The sequence below is a fragment of the Halorubrum depositum genome, assembly GCF_007671725.1.
In the GTDB taxonomy this organism is placed as follows: domain Archaea; phylum Halobacteriota; class Halobacteria; order Halobacteriales; family Haloferacaceae; genus Halorubrum; species Halorubrum depositum.
Genome location: NZ_VCNM01000003.1, coordinates 48,911 through 67,254, shown reverse-complemented (window position 1 = coordinate 67,254; position 18,344 = coordinate 48,911). Strand labels below are relative to the sequence as shown.

Sequence of the window (18,344 nt, the reverse complement as noted above, 5' to 3'; positions counted from 1 at the left end):
GCGCCCTTCAGGTGTTTATTATATACAAAGTAAGGCCCTCACCCCCGAGATCTGCAGTTCGCCCGGCTCGGCGGGCTATGCGCTTCGCCGACGGAAGCGCTGAGTCAGGCGGTCTGTTTCACGTAGCTCTGCTCCCAGCGACGCCGGTTTCGGACCGCCTCGCGGCCCGCTTCCGTCAGCGAGTACTCGTTCGCTCGCCCGTTCTTGCTCCCCTTGTCAATGAGGTCGTCGTCGGCGAGCTCGTCTAGGTTCGTATACACCCGTCCCTTGACGAGGGTTCGGTCTTGGGTGCTTTCGAGCTCTGACTTGATAGCCGTTCCCGACGAGTCGGACATGCCACTCACGACGAAGAGCAAGTCACGTTGGATCGCCGTCAGTTCGTGTACGTCCATACGTCGGGTACACTCCGCCTCCCTACATGAACCACCCAGACCGTTGTCTCGCTAAAGAGACCCTAGTACCGTGAAACGATCGGGATTCCCGTCGCCGGCCGTGCTACCAACTGGATAGTAATGTGGGAACGGGCCGAGGGTCGATACGGGCCGTCTCGTTCCGTCCTCCCTCGGAAAGTGACGGCCTGTACTGTCGGTCTGCTTGGGTATGGGCCACCACCGCGCGGGTGCAGTTGAGGGGCGGCCAGTCCGCTCCCTCTCTTCTGTTACTGATACCATAGTAATGCCCGGCGCGGGCGTGGTCGAGACCATGTTCGGAACCAGCGGGGTCCGTGGAGCGGTCGGTGACGACGTTACAGCGTCTCTGGCCCTCTCCGTCGGCCGCGCACTCGGGAGCGAAGGGTACGACACGGTCGTCGTTGGACGTGACGTTCGGGAGAGCGGACCGATGCTCGAACAGGCGCTCACGGCGGGCCTTCGAGAGACCGGAGCAGATGTCGTCCGCGTCGGAACCCACCCCACGCCGACGGTCGCCCGCGCCGCAGGGTGGTTCGATGCCGACGCGAGCGTCGTCGTGACCGCCTCGCACAACCCGTCGTCGGACAACGGTCTCAAGCTGTGGACCGAATCCGGACGCGCCTTCGGTGCCGACGAGCGAGACGCCGTCGCCCGACGGGTCGAGCAAGGCGACTACGACCTCGCCGCGTGGGACGAGGTCGGCGGCCAGCGACAGCGCGCTATCGGAGACCGACACCGGGAGGCGCTCCGCGAGAGCGTCGACCTCTCGGAGCCGTGTTCGGTCGTCGTCGACGTCGGGAACGGCACGGGCCGGATCACGGCGGACGTGCTCACCGATCTCGGGTGTACGGTCTCGACGCTGAACGGCCAACGCGACGGCCGGTTCCCGGGGCGGCCGAGCGAGCCGACGGAGGCGACCTGTCACGCGCTCGAAACGCACGTCGCCGAAACCGACGCCGACCTCGGGATCGCGCACGACGGCGACGCCGACCGGATGATGGCCGTCGACGACGACGGGGAGTTCGTCGAGGGGGACTCCCTCCTCGCGCTGTTCGGTCGCGAAGCCGCTGCCGAAGGCGAACTGATCGCGGTCCCGGTGAACACGAGCCTCGCCGTCGACGACGCCGTCAACTCTGTCGGCGCCGACGTCGTTCGAACGCGCGTCGGCGACGTGTACGTCGCCGAAGCGTGCGCCGAGCCGGCCGTCGTCTTCGGCGGCGAACCGTCTGGAGCGTGGATCTGGGGCGATGAGACGCCCTGCCCCGACGGTCCGCTCGCGGCGTGCAAACTCGTCGAACTCGTCTCGAAGCGCGGGCCGCTGTCCGAACTCGTCGCCGCGACCGACACCTACCCGCTCCGCCGAGAGAGCATCGAGGTGAACGACAAGGCTCGCGTCCTCGAACGAGTCGAAGCGAGCGTTCGGGACGAGTACGACGACATCGACGACCGCGACGGCGTCCGCGTCGCCACAGACGACGGCTGGTTCCTCGTCCGCGCGAGCGGGACACAGCCGCTCGTCAGAGTCACGGCAGAGGCGCGGACCGAGGCGAACGCGGACGGGCTGTTCGACGACGCGATCGACCGCGTCGAGGCGGCCCGGGCGATAGTCGAAGCGTAGGGGGTAGTCGAAGCGCGGGCGGCAGCGGCGTCGGCGGTAGTCGAAGCGCCGGATCGGCGCTCCGGCGTCGCTGATTTTTCTCCGGGTCGACGGCAGAGACCGAGCGTGAGTCTCTCGTTCACAGTTCACACGAGTACTTGAATGCTGTCGATATGAAGTGAGAACATTCTGGGTTTCGAGAACGTCATCAGATCCAGAAGATAATGGATACCCAACTCACTCGTCGTCATTTTCTTGGCGCTACGATAGGATCCTCTCTGGTCGGTGCGGCAGCCACGTCATCCGCTGAAGCGGCGTTCGTCCCGGGCGAGGTCGGGACGGCACCGTATCTCCCTGATCGGCTCTACCCCACGATGGGAACCGACGAGACGAACCCCACGCTGACCGTGTACGTCAACTTCCTCTCCGACGCCTCGCAGTACTTCGTCCAGCACAACCTCGAGAAGATCGTTCGCGAGTACGTCCGGCCGGGCCTCCTCAACGTCGAACTTCGGTTCCTCTCGTACCGCCCCGACGCCGTCGACACGTACCTCGTCGGGGACGACGAGGGCGAGGCCCGCGCCGCCCGCGCCGCACACGGCGTCTGGCTGGTCGAACCGGAGAACTTCTGGGAGTTCTTCGAGTTCATGTACTGGAACTATACGACCAAGACGTACACGCACGCCCGGTTGGAGTCGTACATGGGCCTCGGCGGCGTCCGAAACACGATGAAGATCGCCAACCGCGCCTACGAGGACCGTTATGACGGTCTCGTGCGCTCTGCGACCGACGAGGCCGTCCGATACGGCATCTCTGACGTCCCGCGGGTCCGCCTCCTCCGCGACCACAAGCACGGCAACTACGCCGACATCCTGGGCTGGATTCGCACGCGCCTCGACAGAGTCAACGAGGGGAGCGTCCGCACCCACTCGCTCCGTCCGGGGACCAAGGATGAGACGCCGGTGCACGTCATCGACTCGGGGAAACCCGGTCCGACGGCGTTCGTCGTCGGTGGGGTCCACGGGGACGAGCCGCAAGGGTACATCAGCGCCGGGGAGATGACGCGCCTTCGCCCGACGGGCGGCAAACTCGTCGTCGTCCCCGAGGCGAACCGGCGGGCCATCGAACGGCACGCCCGGCACACAGAGGACGGAGACCTGAACCGACAGTTCCCCACCGGGTCGACCCCGGAGAGTAAACTGGCCCGAGCGCTCTGGTCGGAGCTCGTCGCGCACGACCCGGACGTCGTCGTCGACCTCCACAGTTCGAGCGGGATCTACAAGCACGACGGGAAGGTCGGACAGGCCGTCTTCCCGACTCGTGCCACGCCGGAAAACGCCGTGGACGCGTGCGCCCGGGTCGACGACCACTACGTCGACCTCTCGGAGTACCCGTCGTACTACGACTTCGACTGCGGGAACTCGCTCGACGGGTCGCGACCGCTCCTCATCCACAAGGTGTACGGTGACCTGCATCTCCCCGGATACCTCGTCGAGACGACGCGCAAAGGGACCTACATCGAGGACCAGGTGGTGTGGGGAACCGCCGCCGCGGAAGCGTTGCTCTGGCAGCACGGCTTCCTGTTCGGGTGAGCCGTCGCTACCACAGTACTAAACGCTCCCGCAACTGACGTTTCGGCCCCGATAGACGCTTATTTTGCGTATAATAAACCGCATCATTCGACTACGCTTGGGCATGCAAGCGATCGTTCTCGCGGCGGGCAAAGGCACTCGAATGCGGCCGTTGTCGAACGAGGTCCCCAAACCGATGCTGTCGGTCGCCGGCCAACCGATCACCGCCCACACCGCCGAGGCGGCGGTCGAGGCCGGTGCCGACGAACTCGTGTTCGTCGTCGGATACGGCGAAGAGATCGTCCGAGACTACTTCGGATCGTCGTATCGCGGCGTCCCCGTCTCGTACGTCGTCCAAGACGAACAGCAGGGAACCGCCGACGCCGTCCACGCCACCAAAGAACACATCGACGGCCCCTTCTCGGTGCTCTACGGCGACAACCTCTACGACCCCGAGGGGATCGACAGGCTGTTCGACGCCGCGCCGAGTATCGCCTCGATTCGGGTCCCGAACCCCTCGAACTACGGCGTCCTGAACGTCTCCGACGGCGCGGTGACGAACATCGTGGAGAAGCCCGACGCTCCGCAAAACGACCTCGTGAACGCCGGCGCGTACGTCTTCCCCGAGGAAGCACGCGACATGCTCGACGTGTCGCCGAGCGAGCGCGGCGAACGCGAACTCACCGACGTGCTCGACCGAGTCATCTCGGAGTACACCGTCTCACCCGTCACCCTCGACCGCTGGATGGACGTCGGCCGGCCGTGGGAGCTACTCGAAGCGAACGAGTGGAAGCTCGGAACGTTCGACCGCCGCGTCGACGGCGAGGTGAGCGACGACGCGACGATTCAGGGGTCCGTCGTCGTCGAGGACGGCGCGACCGTTCGCGGCGGCAGCGTCATCGAGGGACCGGCGTACGTCTCGAAGGGGGCGTCCGTCGGACCGAACGCCTACGTCCGGGGGAGCACGTTCATCGCCCCCGACGTCCACATCGGCCACGCCGTCGAGATCAAAAACAGCGTCGTCCTGGAGAACACGAACGTCGGGCACCTCTCGTACGTCGGCGACAGCGTCGTCGGCCGGAACGCGAACTTCGGTGCCGGCACCAACGTCGCGAACCTCCGCCACGACGACGAGGACGTCGAACTCACGGTCAAAGGCGAGCGCGTCTCGACGGGCCGCAAGAAGTTCGGCGTCGTCGTGGGTGACGGCGTGAAGACCGGCATCAACACCGGTCTCAACGCCGGTGTGACACTGTCGGAGGGCGCTCGAACCACCCCCGGCGAGATCGTGGCGCACGACAAGTGACGCCGACGTGACCGAGTGACCCGCACCGCCGAAACGGGTGTCCGTCTGCCGACCACCGCCCCTCCTCCGCTCGGCGCTCGACGAACCGCACTCGACGCGGCGCTTTCCGTTGACGAGCCACCTGCGAGGCACGGACCGGATCGATCGGGCGACTCCGCGGCCTCCATCGACAACTGACAAGCCTCGTGTGCCGCATTTCGAGCCCGCATTCGACGCTCTTACGAGTAGTCGCTGCGGGTTCAACAGCGGTTCGGCTCCTCTCCGGGATTCACGGCGCAGTGAACCAGGCGCGGTCAGACGAGCCGTCGACGCGAGCGGCTACAGACGGCACTCGACCCGTCGACAGCGACCGCATGGCGTCAGTTCGGACCACCGCGGCCGACACCCAAATCGACCAGCCGGCTCAGGGCTCCGTGGGAATCTTCGGCGGCGGACACAGCACGTCGTTCGGTGTGAGGAGGTTCTCATCGACGGACGAGTTCATCCATTTGGTGATGTCGTTGATGCGGAGTTTGACCCTCACCGGTAGCTCGTGGATGCTCGGATAGCCGGGGAACAGTTTGCGATCGAGCTCGTTTTCGGCGTACTGGGCGTCCATGTCCGGCCACGGCGAACTGAACGGGTCGATAACCGGCATCTTCCGCCGCAGGAACTTCTCGACCTGATTCTTCCGGAACGAGTGGTGTGGCCGGTCCGGCGGGCGGTGACGGAAGATGTCCGGGTTCAGTTTCCGCACCGCTTTCTTCATCGTCTTCGTGTTGCGTTTTTCCGGCGGCGTCTTCAGGTGCCAGTCGATGAGTTCGGCGTCGGCGGCGACGAACGACTCGATGTAGTTGTCGGCCAGCTCGAAGTGGAACGGAAGCGTCGGCTGGTTCTGGATGCCGATGAGCGCGATGCTATCGTAGACGTTGTCGTAGCGGTCCGACCATTTGTCGAACTGCTCGTCGACCACGTCGTCGATCAGGTCCATGCTCGTGTCGAACTCCTCGTAGCACTCGGGGAAGATGTGGTCGCACGCAGGGTGATAGCCGAACTTCGAGGAGAGTACCTCCGTCGGGTTCGGGTCCGGGTTGAGCCCCTGAAGCGGGAACCTGTTCCCGAGGAACTCGATGGCGTTCCGTGGGAGGAAGTGGCCACGAAGGAACGTGTCGAAGAACAACCCGTGGAAGATGGTGTCGACGTCCATCTTCTCGTCACACCCCGCATGGTGGACGTGGACCGACTCGCGGGTCCCCATGGAGTACTCGATGACGTCCTCGTCCACGTTGAGGTAGTCGTCGTCCGCGACGAGCGTCTTGTGGTCGGCTCCGTACTGACCGGCGATGTCACGTGCAACTTCGACCTCTGGATGGTCGGGTTCCCCGAGCGTGTAACAGATATCGATTCCCGGGTGTTGGGCGACGATCGTGCGAGAGTCGTACCCCCCACTCAGGAGGAGCCCCGTCTTCCCCGGGTAGTTCGACCGGCGGGCGATTGCACGCTCGATACGGTCGGCGAGTTCGTCGACGTAGTCGAACGCCTCCGGGTCCGCCGGGTCGTAGACGAACCGAGACAGCGTTCCCGTCTCCTCCCCCGTGATGTAGCCGTCGAACGGGATCGTACTGAGGCGGTCGAACACGGTTCGCTCGTCGACGACGACGCCCATGTGGGCGAATTCGAGCAAGCCGCGCCTGTCGACCTCCGTGTTCGGAACCGCCGAGAGCACGCGTTGCGGGTTCGTTCCGAAGACCCGACCGTCGGGCGTGTCCGCGTAGAAGCACTGCCACGTCCGTGCCGGGTCGGTGGCGACGATCGCCTCGTCGTCGAGTTCGACGAACGCCAGGAACGACCCGTTGAGCTCGGCGAACGCGTCGGTGCCGACCTCCTCGTATCGATCCAGGGTGTACTCGGCGACCTGGGTCGAAACGCCGTCCGGGGGAAATATCTCCCCCCAGAGGATACAGTGACCGCGCTCGTCGCTGTGGATGGCCGACCGACCGGGGAACCCGATTGCCGGGTCTCGGATCGCGACGGTCGCGCTCTCGCCGTCGGCGACCCGGTCGAAGCTCGGCCGCGACGCTAGCTCGTTGAACGCGCCGTCGTCGTCGAGTACGCCAAACAGTTCCTTGTTCATCGTTCGTAGGGACGGTTGAAAATCGGTGTCATTCGACGGTGACGCTCTTCGCGAGGTTACGCGGTTTGTCGATGGCCCGATCCAGCTCGGTCGCGCAGTGGTACGACAGCAGCTGCAGCTGAACGTTCGCCAGGAGGTTCGAACAGACGGAGTGCAGGTCGGGCACGTAGAGGTGGTCGTCGGCGGTGTCGACGATGCCGTGGTCGGGCGGCGAGACGGCGACGATCGATGCGCCTCGCGCCTGGGCTTCCTTCGCGTTCGTCACCGTCTTCTCGTTGTCCTCGGCACAGACCGCGAACACCGGCGTCTTCTCAGTGACGAGCGCCAGGGGGCCGTGTTTGAGTTCGCCGGAAGCGAACCCCTCGGCGTGTTCGTAGGTGATCTCCTTGAACTTCAGCGCGCCCTCCTTCGCGACCGAACAGCCGAGGCCGCGGCCGATGAAGAAGTAGGACTCGCTGTGGAGGAACTTCCGCGCCAATCGGGCGGTGTCACTCGACTGGAGAATGTGCTCGACCTCGTCAGGCAGCTCCATGAGGTCCGCCACGAGTTCGTCCGCGTCCTCGACCCGATTCCCGCTCTCGTTAACGCGAGCGAGGTGCTGACTGAGCATCGTGAGCAGCACGGCCTGCGACGAGAACGTCTTCGTCGCCGCGACGCCGATCTCGGGCCCCGCGCGGATGTACAGGGCCTCGTCCGCCTCCCGCGCCGCCGTCGATTGGACGACGTTCGTCACTGCGAGCGTCTCGACGCCCGCCTCGTTGGCCTGCCAGAGCGCACCGAGCGTGTCGGCCGTCTCGCCGCTCTGGGTGACGGCGACGAAGAGTCTGTTCCCCGGCGGCGTACCGGTGTTGGCCTCGTACTCGCTGGCACGGATCGCTCGCGCGGAGACGTCACAGCGGTTCAGCAGGCTCGCCCCGAAGAGGGCGGCGTGGTACGAGGTACCACATCCGACGAGGTGGACGGTGTCGATGTCGGAGAGGTCCTTGTCGATGTCGAGGTCCGTGGTACCGGCGTCGGTGTCGAGACGGCCCTCGACGGTCTTCTGAAGCGAGGTCGGTTGGCTGTGGATCTCCTTCAGCATGAAGTGGTCGTACTGGCCCTTGCCCGTCTCCTCGGGTTGCCAGTCGACCTGCTCGATCTCGTGTTGGGCCGTCTGATCGTTCTCGTCGATGAAGTTGACCCGCTCCTCCCGGACTTCGATGCTGTCGCCGTCCTCGAGGTAGACGACCTCGTCCGTGTGGTCGAGGAACGCCGGAACGTCGCTTGCGAGGTAGTAACTCTCGTCCTCGATACCGAGGACGAGTGGCGACCCTCGGCGGGCGGCGAAGATGGAGTCGATGCCGTCAACGATCACCGCGATGGCGTAGCTCCCCTCTAGGTCGTCTATCGTCTGCTCGAACGCGCTGAGCGCTTCGTTCCCTCGGTCGAGGTAGTACGCGATGAGGTTGGGGATGACCTCGGTGTCGGTGTCGCTCGTGAACTCGTACCCCTCCTCGATCAGCCGCTCCTTGATGGACTCGTGGTTCTCGATGATGCCGTTGTGAACGGCGGCGACGCGGTCTGAACCGTCCGTGTGCGGATGTGCGTTCTCGTCGCTCGGCGGACCGTGAGTACTCCACCGCGTGTGGCCGATACCGAGGTTCGCTTTGGACTCCTCGCCGTCGATGGTTTCCTTGAGGTCCGAGACGCGGCCCGAGCACTTCCAGACGTCGAGTCCGGACCCGTTCTTCACCGCGATCCCCGCCGAATCGTAGCCGCGGTATTCGAGCTTCTCGAGGCCGGTCACGATCGGATTCAGCACTCGCTCGTCCCCGATGTGGGCGATGATGCCACACATATCAGCGCACCTCCCTACGGGCGGGGGCGCGGCGGTCTGTACGACCGGTCTTTGCATTCGAACTGGTCGGTGTGGTCTGGTTCGTCGCAGCCGAGCGTTGAGTCTGGCGTTTCATGGTTATCGGGGTCCGCGGGCGGACGGGTTGCCCCTGACAACCTCCATGCGCTGAGAGCCCCATTACTATAGATGCGCTAAGGGACGATACGGCTGACAACCGAGGACTCATGGCCGCCGAGTCGAGCGGTTTCCGGACGGATCCCGTCCGTGCTCCGTTGCTCCCGGTTTAGGCACGACGTCAGAAGCGAGAACGCCTTCCAGCACGCCTTACACGACCGATAATAATGTCGTTCACGCCCGGGTAGTATGTATGGACGACAACCCGGTGAGCAGACGACGGTTGCTCGGAGTATCAGCGGTCGCCGCGGTGCCGGTACTGAGCGGCTGTGCGAGCGTCGTCGATCAGACCGACTCGGAGCCCGAACGAACGTCGACGAACGCCTCGGCGCCACAGAACACCGCGACGAACGCGACCGAGAGCGATGCCGCGACCGAAAACGGGACCGCGACCGACGATCAAGTGGCCCCGGGCGACCGGCCGGAGACGATCTCCGAACCGGACATCGACGTGCCGAGCAGCTCCCTCCTCGAAGAGCGACCGCGTCAACGATATCCGACGCTGGGGACCGCCGACACGACGGTCACCCTCTACGGGAACTGGAAGTGCCCGTACACGCAGGAGTTCGTCAACGAACAGTTCGACGACCTCGTCGACGACTTCGTCGCCACCGGCGACGTCTCCGTCGAGTTCCGAAACGTGGCGTACGTAGACGGCGAACCGTATCTCGGCGAGGACGCGCCGAGAGCGACCGAGGCGGGCCTCGCCGTCTGGGACATCGACCCGTCGTCGTTCTGGGACTACTTCGCGTACGTCTTCGCCAACCAGCCGCAGGGGCGATTCGAGTGGGCGACGACCGACAACCTCGTTCGCTTCGCCGAGCACGCGGACGTCGACGGACTCGACCAGATCCGACAGGCCATTCGCTCCCGAACGTACAATCGGAGCGTCGAACAGTCCGCCGAACGCGCCGACGGACTCGAGATCACGACCGTTCCGCGCGTCGCCTACGGCGACTCCGTGACGGCACCGACCGTCGACCCCGAGTCGACCCGCGAGCAGTTCGAACGGGCGGCCGACGGGGCGTCGGGATCCGGCGACGACTCGTCCGGCGGTAACGGCACCGCGACCGACGGAAACTAGACGCGGCCGCGGACTCCAACGAACCCGAGCAGTCGGACGAGAGCCGCTTCGCGGAGGCAACTCCCGTGTTTTCGCACCGTTTCCAGCCGCAGGCGCTCAGCGGTTGACGCGTGTTCCGTGCCGACCGTCGCGGGCGGATTCTCCTCGACCCGTCCGGAAACCCCGCGGAAGAACACGCCGACCCCGAGTAGACGGTCGACCGTCCCTCGCGGGGCGTCGCCGCAACGCGAGGAACGCACCGCGTGGCATCGTCGCCGACGGCGGTTCGACCGTCCGTCGAGACGCACTGACCGATCCGCGCTTCGCGTTCCGCAGGACGACCGTCCGTCGGCGCGGCGGGGACGCGAGATCCGAGAAGAGCGGCCGCGGTCGATCAGGACCCGGGCAGCGTGCAGACGGTGACCTGCCCGTTCGCGTAGACGTGGTTGGTCGTCGACGGGCAGACGTCCGTCTTCGACGGGTTGAGGTTCGTTGCCGCCTCGGTCTGACTGTTCATGAAGTACGAGGCGCTCTCGGACTGGTAGTCCCGGTACACCGAAGTCCCTTGCGGCACCGGCCGTCCCGCCTCCGCGGGGAGCGGTTCGGCCGGATGCGCGTCTGTTCGTTCCCACACTGTCCCGTACGGCAAGTCGGTGTAGATCTCGCCTCCTTCGTCGGTCGGACGGGCGTTGCCGTACGTGTCGACCGCGGCGAGCTCCTGGTCGGTGTACGAGAGCCGTTCGTGTTGGTCCGAGAACACCGGACTGTCCATCGCGCCGTCGTTCGACATGATCATCACGTTCGGGTAGATCAGCACGAGCATGAGCAGGACGACGCCGGCGACCTTGAGCGACGTTCGGTTCGCGAGGTGACGGAACCCGAGGACGCCGACGATGGCGAGGAGCGCGTAGAGGAACCCGATCCAGCGGCCCGGCACGAAGCTCTCGATACCGAACAGCGGGAGGCCGAGGACGACGAACAGCATCGCGACGATGGCACCGACGAAGGTGTACGTCGTCTGTGTCGCACGCGACCGCTTGAGGACGGTGAGACACCCCAAGACGCCTGCGAAGATCAGCAGGAGGAATCCCGCTTCGGTGACGTACGTCGACATCTGCGAGAGGAGCGTCTGCCCGCCGCCGCCGGCGACGCCGGAGGCGCCCTCGGACCCCCCGCTCCCGCTGACACCGGTCAGGAACCCGGCGTTGAACAAGTTCACGTAGAGGTAGCTGAGGACGGTCTCGAGGAAGGTGTCGCCCTTGTACGGGGTCAGCGACCACGTGAAGACGATGAGCCCGAGGTTGAACCCCACGAGACCGATGAGGTTCACCGGGTTCGACCCCCCGCCAGTGAACGACAGGGCGTCCGGTTCCTCGGTGAAGAAGCTGAACTGGAGCAGTATCTGCGCGGCGAGCCCCGCGAAGAGCAACACTAGCATGATGAACGACGACACCTGGTGCGTGAGGATGATGGCGGTGCTAAATAGTACGAGCAGACCGAAGTCGCGCCATCGCTCGCTGGCGTGGGTGATCCGCACGAGACTGTACATGCACGCGAGGAAGAACACGAGTCCCATGCTCGTCGGGATGAGGTGGATTCCCCATCGGATGACCTGGTCGCCCATCGCGTAGAGCGCCGCCGCCGCGAGCGACCACCGGAGCGGCACGAGCAGACGGGCCGTGCCGTAGACGAACAGCGGAATGAGCGGCATCACGACGCCGAGAGAGAGGTACAGCGCGTTCCGCAGCGACAGGCCTAACAGATTGGTGGACGTCGCGGCGAGCAGATGGTACAGCGGCGACGCGTAGTACTTGATCTCGCTGATAGCCGACAGCGAGTCGGTCCGGAGTATCGTCTCGATGAACGTCGTGTGCGACCAGATGTCGATGCCGACGTACCCCGTCGTGGTGTAGAGCGCGGCGAATCGGACGACGAACGAGAACACGATGACCTGCGCGAGGAACACTCCCGGGCGCAGCTCCTCGTCCGGTGCGAGCAGTATCTGCCCGAGGAGCAGGACCCCGACGACGCCGCCGACGTCCATGAACAGGACGCTTCGCTGCCCCTGTAACGCGGCCAAGAAGACCATCGCGGCGAGGCCGAGGAAGACGCCGACGGAGAGCAGTCTCGTCGCTGACGGCGTCAGCGTCGGGAGTCCGTCAGTCGTCCGGGTCCCGCGGGCCGCCGCGAGGTAGAGGAGACAGCCGACACCCAATATCGGCGGGAGCGTCACGATGAATATCTGTGACGACAGGAACCGCAGGGGGAACATCCCGAGGGCGAGCACCAGGCCGACAATCGCTACCAGTACGTCGAGTTCTGCCTGTCGTAACCGTCCGTGTATCGATGAAATCGGATTCATGTATCGAGGTGTGAGTGCCGAGTCAGAGAATGCCGACTCGGCGGGTCGTTAGATTGTTGTCGGGCTCTTCTCGGGGCGGAAGACGATCTCCTGCCAGTCGTGGGTGACGTGCGTCCCCCAATCGACGGTGACCTCCGGGAGGTCCCAGCCGAGTGCGTGCTGCACGCTCTGTGAGGGGATGTTCGCGCCTGCACCGACACACGCGGTGACGGACTCGGAGAGGTACGGGTTGACCCCGACGAGCTTCGGCGTGCCGTCGGCGGCGTACTTAAACCGGACGTTGGCGTTGTACTCTACGTCGAGGAGCGCGCAGATCTGGCGCGCGCTTTCGATGAGTTCCGGCGCCTCTTCGATCGTCCCCGTGTACGAGCGTCCGGCATCGATTTCGTCGTGAGAACGAGAGACCGTAACCGGAACGTCGTCTTCGCGGGCGACGACGTCGACGCTGTACTCGTCGCCCGGGAGATACTCCGTCACGATGAGATCCGGAAACGGTTCGGTCTCCTCGAAAACCGGGAGGACGCCGTCCAGCGTGTTCACCGTGTTGTTCGGCTGCGTATCCAGCAGGACGTTGGAGCGGTCCGCCTCCGAGTCGAGGACGCGTACCTCGTCGCCGTCGGAGCGCTTGAAACAGACGCGCCGATCGGGGTATCCGAGCGCGCGAACCGCGTCGACGAACTCGTCGCAGGTCGAGACGCGGTAGAACTCCGGTACGATGTGATGGCCATGTCGAACGAGATGGTCGTACAGTCGCCCGGTGTCCGTCGCGGTGGACAACGTTCCGGGATCCGAGACCATCACCTCGATACCCTCGCTCTCGAATCTGGGCTTCGCCTCGGAGAGCGACCGGAGGTCCGTCGGCTGGAGCGGGAACACCACGTCGACGTCCTCACGCCGCGCGACGTCAATCACGTCCGGGATGAAGTCGTCGCCCGCGGAGACGGTCTCCGCGGTGTCAACGAGGGGGAATCCGCTCGCGTCGGGGATCGTTTCGACGCCGACGATGTGAGGATCGAACGCATCGGTCCGGCGGACGGCCTTGATGATGCCCAAAGCACCGGGCGTGCCGGCACCCGTCACCATCACGGTCACGTCCCGCTCCCGACCGGAACGTCGAGCTGTATCTGGTAGCGTCATCAGGAGAGTACGGGCGCCATAGGCCCCTTATTATGTAGCCGATAAATGTGCTCTCCCGTCGAAATTCGACCGTATAGCCGGATCGGGGTCTCTGTGCGTGGCCGCACGCTCAGCGCGACGGGCCGGACGGGTACTCCCCGACCTCGACTCCCGGTGGGGACCCGGTCCGCCGACGACCCGCCCGGACTCACACGGGACGACTCGCTCACGCCCGGGACGACGAACGCGAGAACAGAGACGACGCCGCCGGCGACGCGCGTCCGATCGCGACGAGCCGTTCCGAACGTCGTTCGGTCGTTCGACCGGTGACGCATCACGTCCGGCGGACGGCGGATTCGAGGCTACTTGGCGGCCGAGAGCACTCGATCGACGACGACGTCCGTCGCGTCGGTCTTCTGGTCGAGGAGGTCCCGGCGGCGCTGCTCCCAGTCAATCTCCGGCGACTCGAGGATGTCGACTGCCCGACTCGCGGCGCGTTCGTTCCGACGCTCACCGTGATACCCGAACAGCAGGTCGTGCGCCGAGAGGTCACGCATGAGGCCGGGGTTCGCACTGTGGACGTACACCGACGGCGTGCCGAGGACGGCACTCTCGGACGCCATCGTCCCGCTCTCTCCGACGAAGAGATCGGCGTACGCGAGAACGTGATGGATGAGGTTCGGGTCGATGTCGATACCGTACCCGTCGAGCCCCGGGGGGAGTGCGTCGTCCTCGGCCGAGACGAGGATGTCCGCCCCCGTCTCCTCGAGGCGATCGACCAGTTCCGTGAGGTCGGCGAGTCCCTCGTCGCCGACGTCGTGCGCCGCACCCCAACTGACCAACCGAAGGACTGCGTAGGTGTCGTCGGCGTCGACGGGGAGTTCGTCGAGCACGGACGGATCCGGGTCGAACCGGTCGGGGTGGAGGTAGGCGAGCTCGTGGTAACTCGGGTATCGGTACTGGTTGGGGCCGGCGTCGTCGAGATAACAGTCGGGCGTCGCGATCTCGTCCGCGAAGGGGAACGTCAACCGATTCGACAGCGTCGCGTGCTCGGTGTCGGTGAAGATGACGCTGTCCGCGTCGATCAGCTTCGCGACGTGTGCGGCCTCGATACCGCCGATCGCCGTCATCACGTCGGGGCCGATCGCTCTCGCGTCGCGGTACAGGCGGTACTCGATCGCGAGCGTCGACACCGCCGTACCGGCCAGCGACCCACCGCGAGACCCGACGACCTCGTAGTCGATGTCGTATCCGTTCAGGAGCGACAACGCGACGTCCTTGTCGAGCGCGCGGACGTAGACCTCGTGGCCGAGTTCCTCCAGCTCCTCGATGGCGTGCTTGAAGAAGTGGACGTGCGCGGGATGCTGGATCGTGATGAGGACATCCATGTCAATCACTCACAGCTGTGCGTAGTGGAACCCGTGCTCGGCGGCCTCGTCGGCGTCGAACACGTCCGCCACGTCGACCATGACCGGGTCGGAATCGAGCGCCGACGCCATCGACTCGAGTTCGTAGCCGGAGAACTCCTCGTGGGCCGTCGCGACGACGACTCCGTCGTAGGCCGCGAGGTCGACCGATTCGGTCACCTCGATGTCGAAGACGTCCCGCGACTCCTCCGGGTTCGCGTGCGGGTCGTACCCCACGCAGTCGATGTCGAACTCGTCTAGCTTCTCTATCATCGATCCGACTTCGGAACTGCGGATGTCGCCGACGCCGGGTTTGTAGGCGAGACCCAGGACTAACAGGCGCGTGTCCTGCAGGACCCGACCGGCGTCGTTGATCGTCTTGACCGTCTTGCGGGCGGCGTGGACGGGGACGTACTCGTTGATCTCGCGCGCCTGCAACACGAGTTTCGGCGAGAACCCGTCGCGCTTCGACTGATAGGTGAGGTAGAACGGGTCGACGGGGATGCAGTGCCCGCCGACGAACCCGGGCGAGTACTCGTCGTGGAAGTTCCACTTGGTCCCGGACGCCTCGAGGACGTCTTTCGTCGTCAGCCCCATGTGGTCGCAGGCGATGGCCAGCTCGTTGATCAGGGCGATGTTCATGTCCCGCTGGACGTTCTCGATGACCTTCGACGCCTCCGCGGTCTCGATGTCCGGCGCCCGATGGATACCGGCGTCCACGATGCTCCCGTAGAGGTCGGCGAGGTCCTCGCGGACCTCCTCGCTGTTCGCTCCGACGACCTTGACCACGTCGCTGACGCTCCGTCCGGTGTCACCGGGCGAGGCGCGCTCCGGCGAGTAGCCGACGAAGACGTCCTCGCCGACGGTGAACTCCGACTCGGACTCGAGGGCCGGGGCGAGGACGGACTCCGTCGCGCCGGGGTAGACCGTCGACTCGAGGACGACGGTCGTTCCGGGCGAGACGTGTCCGCCGATGGTCTCGGCGGCCGACTCCACGTACTGAAGGTTCGGGTTCTCCATGCTGTCGACCGGCGTCGGCACCGTCACGATGACGTAGTCCGCCTCCCAGATCCGCGACTCGGCGGTCGTGAACGTCACGTCGGAGCTCGCGACGCCCTCGTCGGTGACGTCCCCGGTCGGGTCGATCCCGGCGTCGAGATCGGCGACCTTGTCGGGGTCCACGTCGTAGCCGATGACCGACTTCCCGGCGTCGTCGAACTCGATGGCCAACGGCAGGCCGACGTAGCCCAGCCCGACGACGCAGACGGTCTCAGTCATGGAGACCGATTCCTCGGTAGGCGACGTCCTCGTCGTCGCGGTACTCGGTCGCGGCCTGTCGCCCGTCGACGAACACGACCGGGCGGGAGTCGACGCCGAGCTCCGGGACGTCGAGGTAGTCGAACGACTCGTGAGCGGTCACGAGGACGACGGCGTCCACCGACAGGTCGTGGCCGTTCACGTCACCGACGATGGTCGCGCCCGCGTCCTCGAAGACGGCGGTGTCGTCGAGAATCGGGTCGCTCGCGAACACGCCAGCGCCCGCGTCGTCGAGATGCTCGATGACGGGGAGCGCCGGCGTCTTGCGAATCTCCTCGACGCCGGCCCGGTAGGTCAGTCCGAGGACGAGGACGGAGGCGTCTTCCGGGTCGACGCCGCGCGCCCGCAGCTCGTCGAGCGCCGTCTGTGCGGTGACGTGCGGCATCTCGTCGTTCACGTCGCGAGCGGTCCGCATGAGGGGCGCCTCGGTCTCGAACTGCTTGATCAGGAACTGCGGATAGTAGGGGATGCAGTGGCCGCCGACGCCGGCGCCAGGCGTGTGGATCTCACAGAAGGGCTGGGTGTTGGCCACGTCGATGGCCTCGGTGACGTCGATCCCGAACTCGTCGGCGTGGGTCGCGAGCTCGTTCGCGAGGGCGATGTTGACGTCGCGGTAGACGCCTTCGAACACCTTGACCGCTTCCGCCGTCGTCGTGTCCGAGACGGTGATGACCTCGTTCGAGGAGATCTGGTCGTAGATGAGCGCCGCGGCGCGGGCGCTCTCGGCGTCGGCACCGCCGACGACTTTCGGGTACGCGCCGCGGATGTCCTCGAGCGCGCGCCCGGAGGAGGTCCGCTCGGGACAGAACGCGAGGCCGAACTCGCCCAGCGAGAGGCCGCTTTCGGCCTCGAGCTGGGGGAGGAGGACGTCGCGACAGGAACGCGGCGGAAGCGTCGACTCGAAGATGACGAGGTCGCCCTCGTCGAGCCCCCTGCCGATGGCGTCGGTCACCGCCTCGATGACCGAGAGGTCCGGGCGGTCGTCCTCGTCGACGAGCGTCGGGACGATAACCACGTGGACGGCCGCCGCTTCGGCGACTTCGCGGGGTTCGGTGCTCGCGGTGAGCGCGCCGTCCGCGACGAGGTCCTCCACGAGGTCCCCGAGACCGGGCTCACCGACGATGTGGCTTCGTCCGCCGTTGATCTCGCGGACGACGTCGCCGTCGATGTCCGCACCGGTCACGTTGCCGGTGGTGTCGGCGTAGACCGAGGCGAGCGGGAGGCCCATCTTGCCGAGTCCGTAGACGCCGACCGGGACGTCACCGGAGGTGAGTGCAGCGATCTGTTCGTCTTCGGAGCGAGTCGAACCGTAGAGGTTAGTCAGGGCTGTTTGTGAGCTCATATCGAGTTCTCTGCTTGCAGTTTCGGCGGCAGCCGACGGTGTTCAGCGGGCGTTCCGACGGCCAGCGTCTCCGGCGGTACGTCTTCGGTGACGACCGCCCCGGCGGCGACGAACGCGTCCTCGCCGACGGTCACGTCGGGGAGCACGGTCGCGTTGCCGCCGACGGAGACGCCGTCCTCGAGCGTCGGGCCGACCATCTCGATGTCCTGGCGGACCGGATACGGGTCGTTCGTCAGCACCGACCCGGGGCCGACGAAGACGTCGTTGCCGATGCGGGTGTCGGTGGGCACGTAGACGCGGCTCTGGAGGCTGACGTTCGAGCCGACGACTGAGGTCCCGTCGACGACGGTCTTGGTGCCGACGACCACGTCGTCGCCGAGTCGGGTGTCCTCCCGCACGAGCGCGTCGTGGCCCGTGGCGAATCCGTCACCGATCTCGACGTCGCTGTAGATGACGGTTCCGGAGCGAATCGTCGCGTCGTCCCCGATGACCGTCCGCTCGGGGTCATCACCGGCGGGATAGCCGATGGTAACGTCGTCGTCGATCTCACACCCGGTTCCCGTGACGTACGAGCTCATGGCCCTGTCGAGTCGACGGTCGCCTCGGTCCCGTTCGGACTCGACCCGTCGTCGGTCGAGCGGAGGGTGGTAGCGAGTACGAGCAGTGCGACGAGCAACGCGGCGAATTTGATTCTGGTACGCATCTGTGTATCACTCCGCGGACCGCCGTA

General features: G+C 65.7%; 13 protein-coding genes. 4 read left to right on the top strand and 9 right to left on the bottom strand.

The features are described from left to right. Positions 1 to 104: 104 nt before the first annotated feature. Positions 105 to 392, bottom strand: a complete 288-nt coding sequence (locus FGM06_RS14625) for a PadR family transcriptional regulator (RefSeq protein ID WP_144800013.1) — start codon at positions 390 to 392, stop codon at positions 105 to 107. 310 nt (positions 393 to 702) lie between these two features. On the opposite strand from FGM06_RS14625, the gene glmM reads away from it, so the two are divergent. From glmM to glmU, 3 genes are all read left to right on the top strand, one after another. After that, positions 703 to 2,028, top strand: a complete 1,326-nt coding sequence (glmM, locus tag FGM06_RS14620; protein WP_144800012.1) for a phosphoglucosamine mutase — start codon at positions 703 to 705, stop codon at positions 2,026 to 2,028. A 353-nt stretch (positions 2,029 to 2,381) separates the two neighbouring features. Beyond that, a complete protein-coding gene (locus FGM06_RS14615; RefSeq protein WP_241662597.1) occupies positions 2,382 to 3,599 on the top strand; it encodes a M99 family carboxypeptidase catalytic domain-containing protein in 1,218 nt (405 codons plus the stop codon). Between the two features lie 103 nt (positions 3,600 to 3,702). Next, positions 3,703 to 4,884, top strand: coding sequence for a bifunctional sugar-1-phosphate nucleotidylyltransferase/acetyltransferase (glmU, locus tag FGM06_RS14610; protein ID WP_144800010.1), 1,182 nt, complete (start codon positions 3,703 to 3,705; stop codon positions 4,882 to 4,884). A gap of 403 nt (positions 4,885 to 5,287) precedes the next feature. On the opposite strand, the gene FGM06_RS14605 is transcribed toward glmU, so the two are convergent. Beyond that, on the bottom strand, positions 5,288 to 6,997 hold the full coding sequence (locus tag FGM06_RS14605; protein ID WP_144800009.1) for an asparagine synthase-related protein: 1,710 nt from the start codon (positions 6,995 to 6,997) through the stop codon (positions 5,288 to 5,290). Positions 6,998 to 7,025: 28 nt separating this feature from the next. Further along, positions 7,026 to 8,834, bottom strand: coding sequence for a glutamine--fructose-6-phosphate transaminase (isomerizing) (gene glmS / locus FGM06_RS14600; RefSeq protein WP_144800008.1), 1,809 nt, complete (start codon positions 8,832 to 8,834; stop codon positions 7,026 to 7,028). 367 nt (positions 8,835 to 9,201) lie between these two features. On the opposite strand from glmS, the gene FGM06_RS14595 reads away from it, so the two are divergent. Further along, complete coding sequence (locus FGM06_RS14595) at positions 9,202 to 10,092, top strand: DsbA family protein (RefSeq protein ID WP_144800007.1); 891 nt, start codon at positions 9,202 to 9,204, stop codon at positions 10,090 to 10,092. 373 nt (positions 10,093 to 10,465) lie between these two features. Here FGM06_RS14595 and FGM06_RS14590 read toward each other — a convergent pair whose 3' ends face one another. The 6 genes from FGM06_RS14590 to FGM06_RS14565 form a co-directional block, all read right to left on the bottom strand. Next, complete coding sequence (locus tag FGM06_RS14590) at positions 10,466 to 12,358, bottom strand: glycosyltransferase family 39 protein (protein WP_241662596.1); 1,893 nt, start codon at positions 12,356 to 12,358, stop codon at positions 10,466 to 10,468. Positions 12,359 to 12,481: 123 nt separating this feature from the next. Further along, the gene (locus FGM06_RS14585) at positions 12,482 to 13,516 is read right to left on the bottom strand and encodes an ATP-grasp domain-containing protein (protein WP_241662595.1); all 1,035 of its coding nucleotides are present in this window, start codon (positions 13,514 to 13,516) and stop codon (positions 12,482 to 12,484) included. A gap of 395 nt (positions 13,517 to 13,911) precedes the next feature. Continuing rightward, on the bottom strand, positions 13,912 to 14,937 hold the full coding sequence (locus FGM06_RS14580; RefSeq protein WP_144800005.1) for a DUF354 domain-containing protein: 1,026 nt from the start codon (positions 14,935 to 14,937) through the stop codon (positions 13,912 to 13,914). Between the two features lie 9 nt (positions 14,938 to 14,946). Next, positions 14,947 to 16,233, bottom strand: a complete 1,287-nt coding sequence (locus tag FGM06_RS14575; RefSeq protein ID WP_144800004.1) for a nucleotide sugar dehydrogenase — start codon at positions 16,231 to 16,233, stop codon at positions 14,947 to 14,949. Beyond that, positions 16,226 to 17,614, bottom strand: a complete 1,389-nt coding sequence (locus FGM06_RS14570) for a nucleotide sugar dehydrogenase (protein WP_144800003.1) — start codon at positions 17,612 to 17,614, stop codon at positions 16,226 to 16,228. The genes FGM06_RS14575 and FGM06_RS14570 overlap by 8 nt, the downstream gene beginning before the upstream one ends. Next, entirely contained in the window at positions 17,611 to 18,192 is a 582-nt protein-coding gene (locus FGM06_RS14565; protein ID WP_144800002.1) for an acyltransferase, read from the bottom strand. The genes FGM06_RS14570 and FGM06_RS14565 overlap by 4 nt, the downstream gene beginning before the upstream one ends. Positions 18,193 to 18,344: the final 152 nt, after the last annotated feature.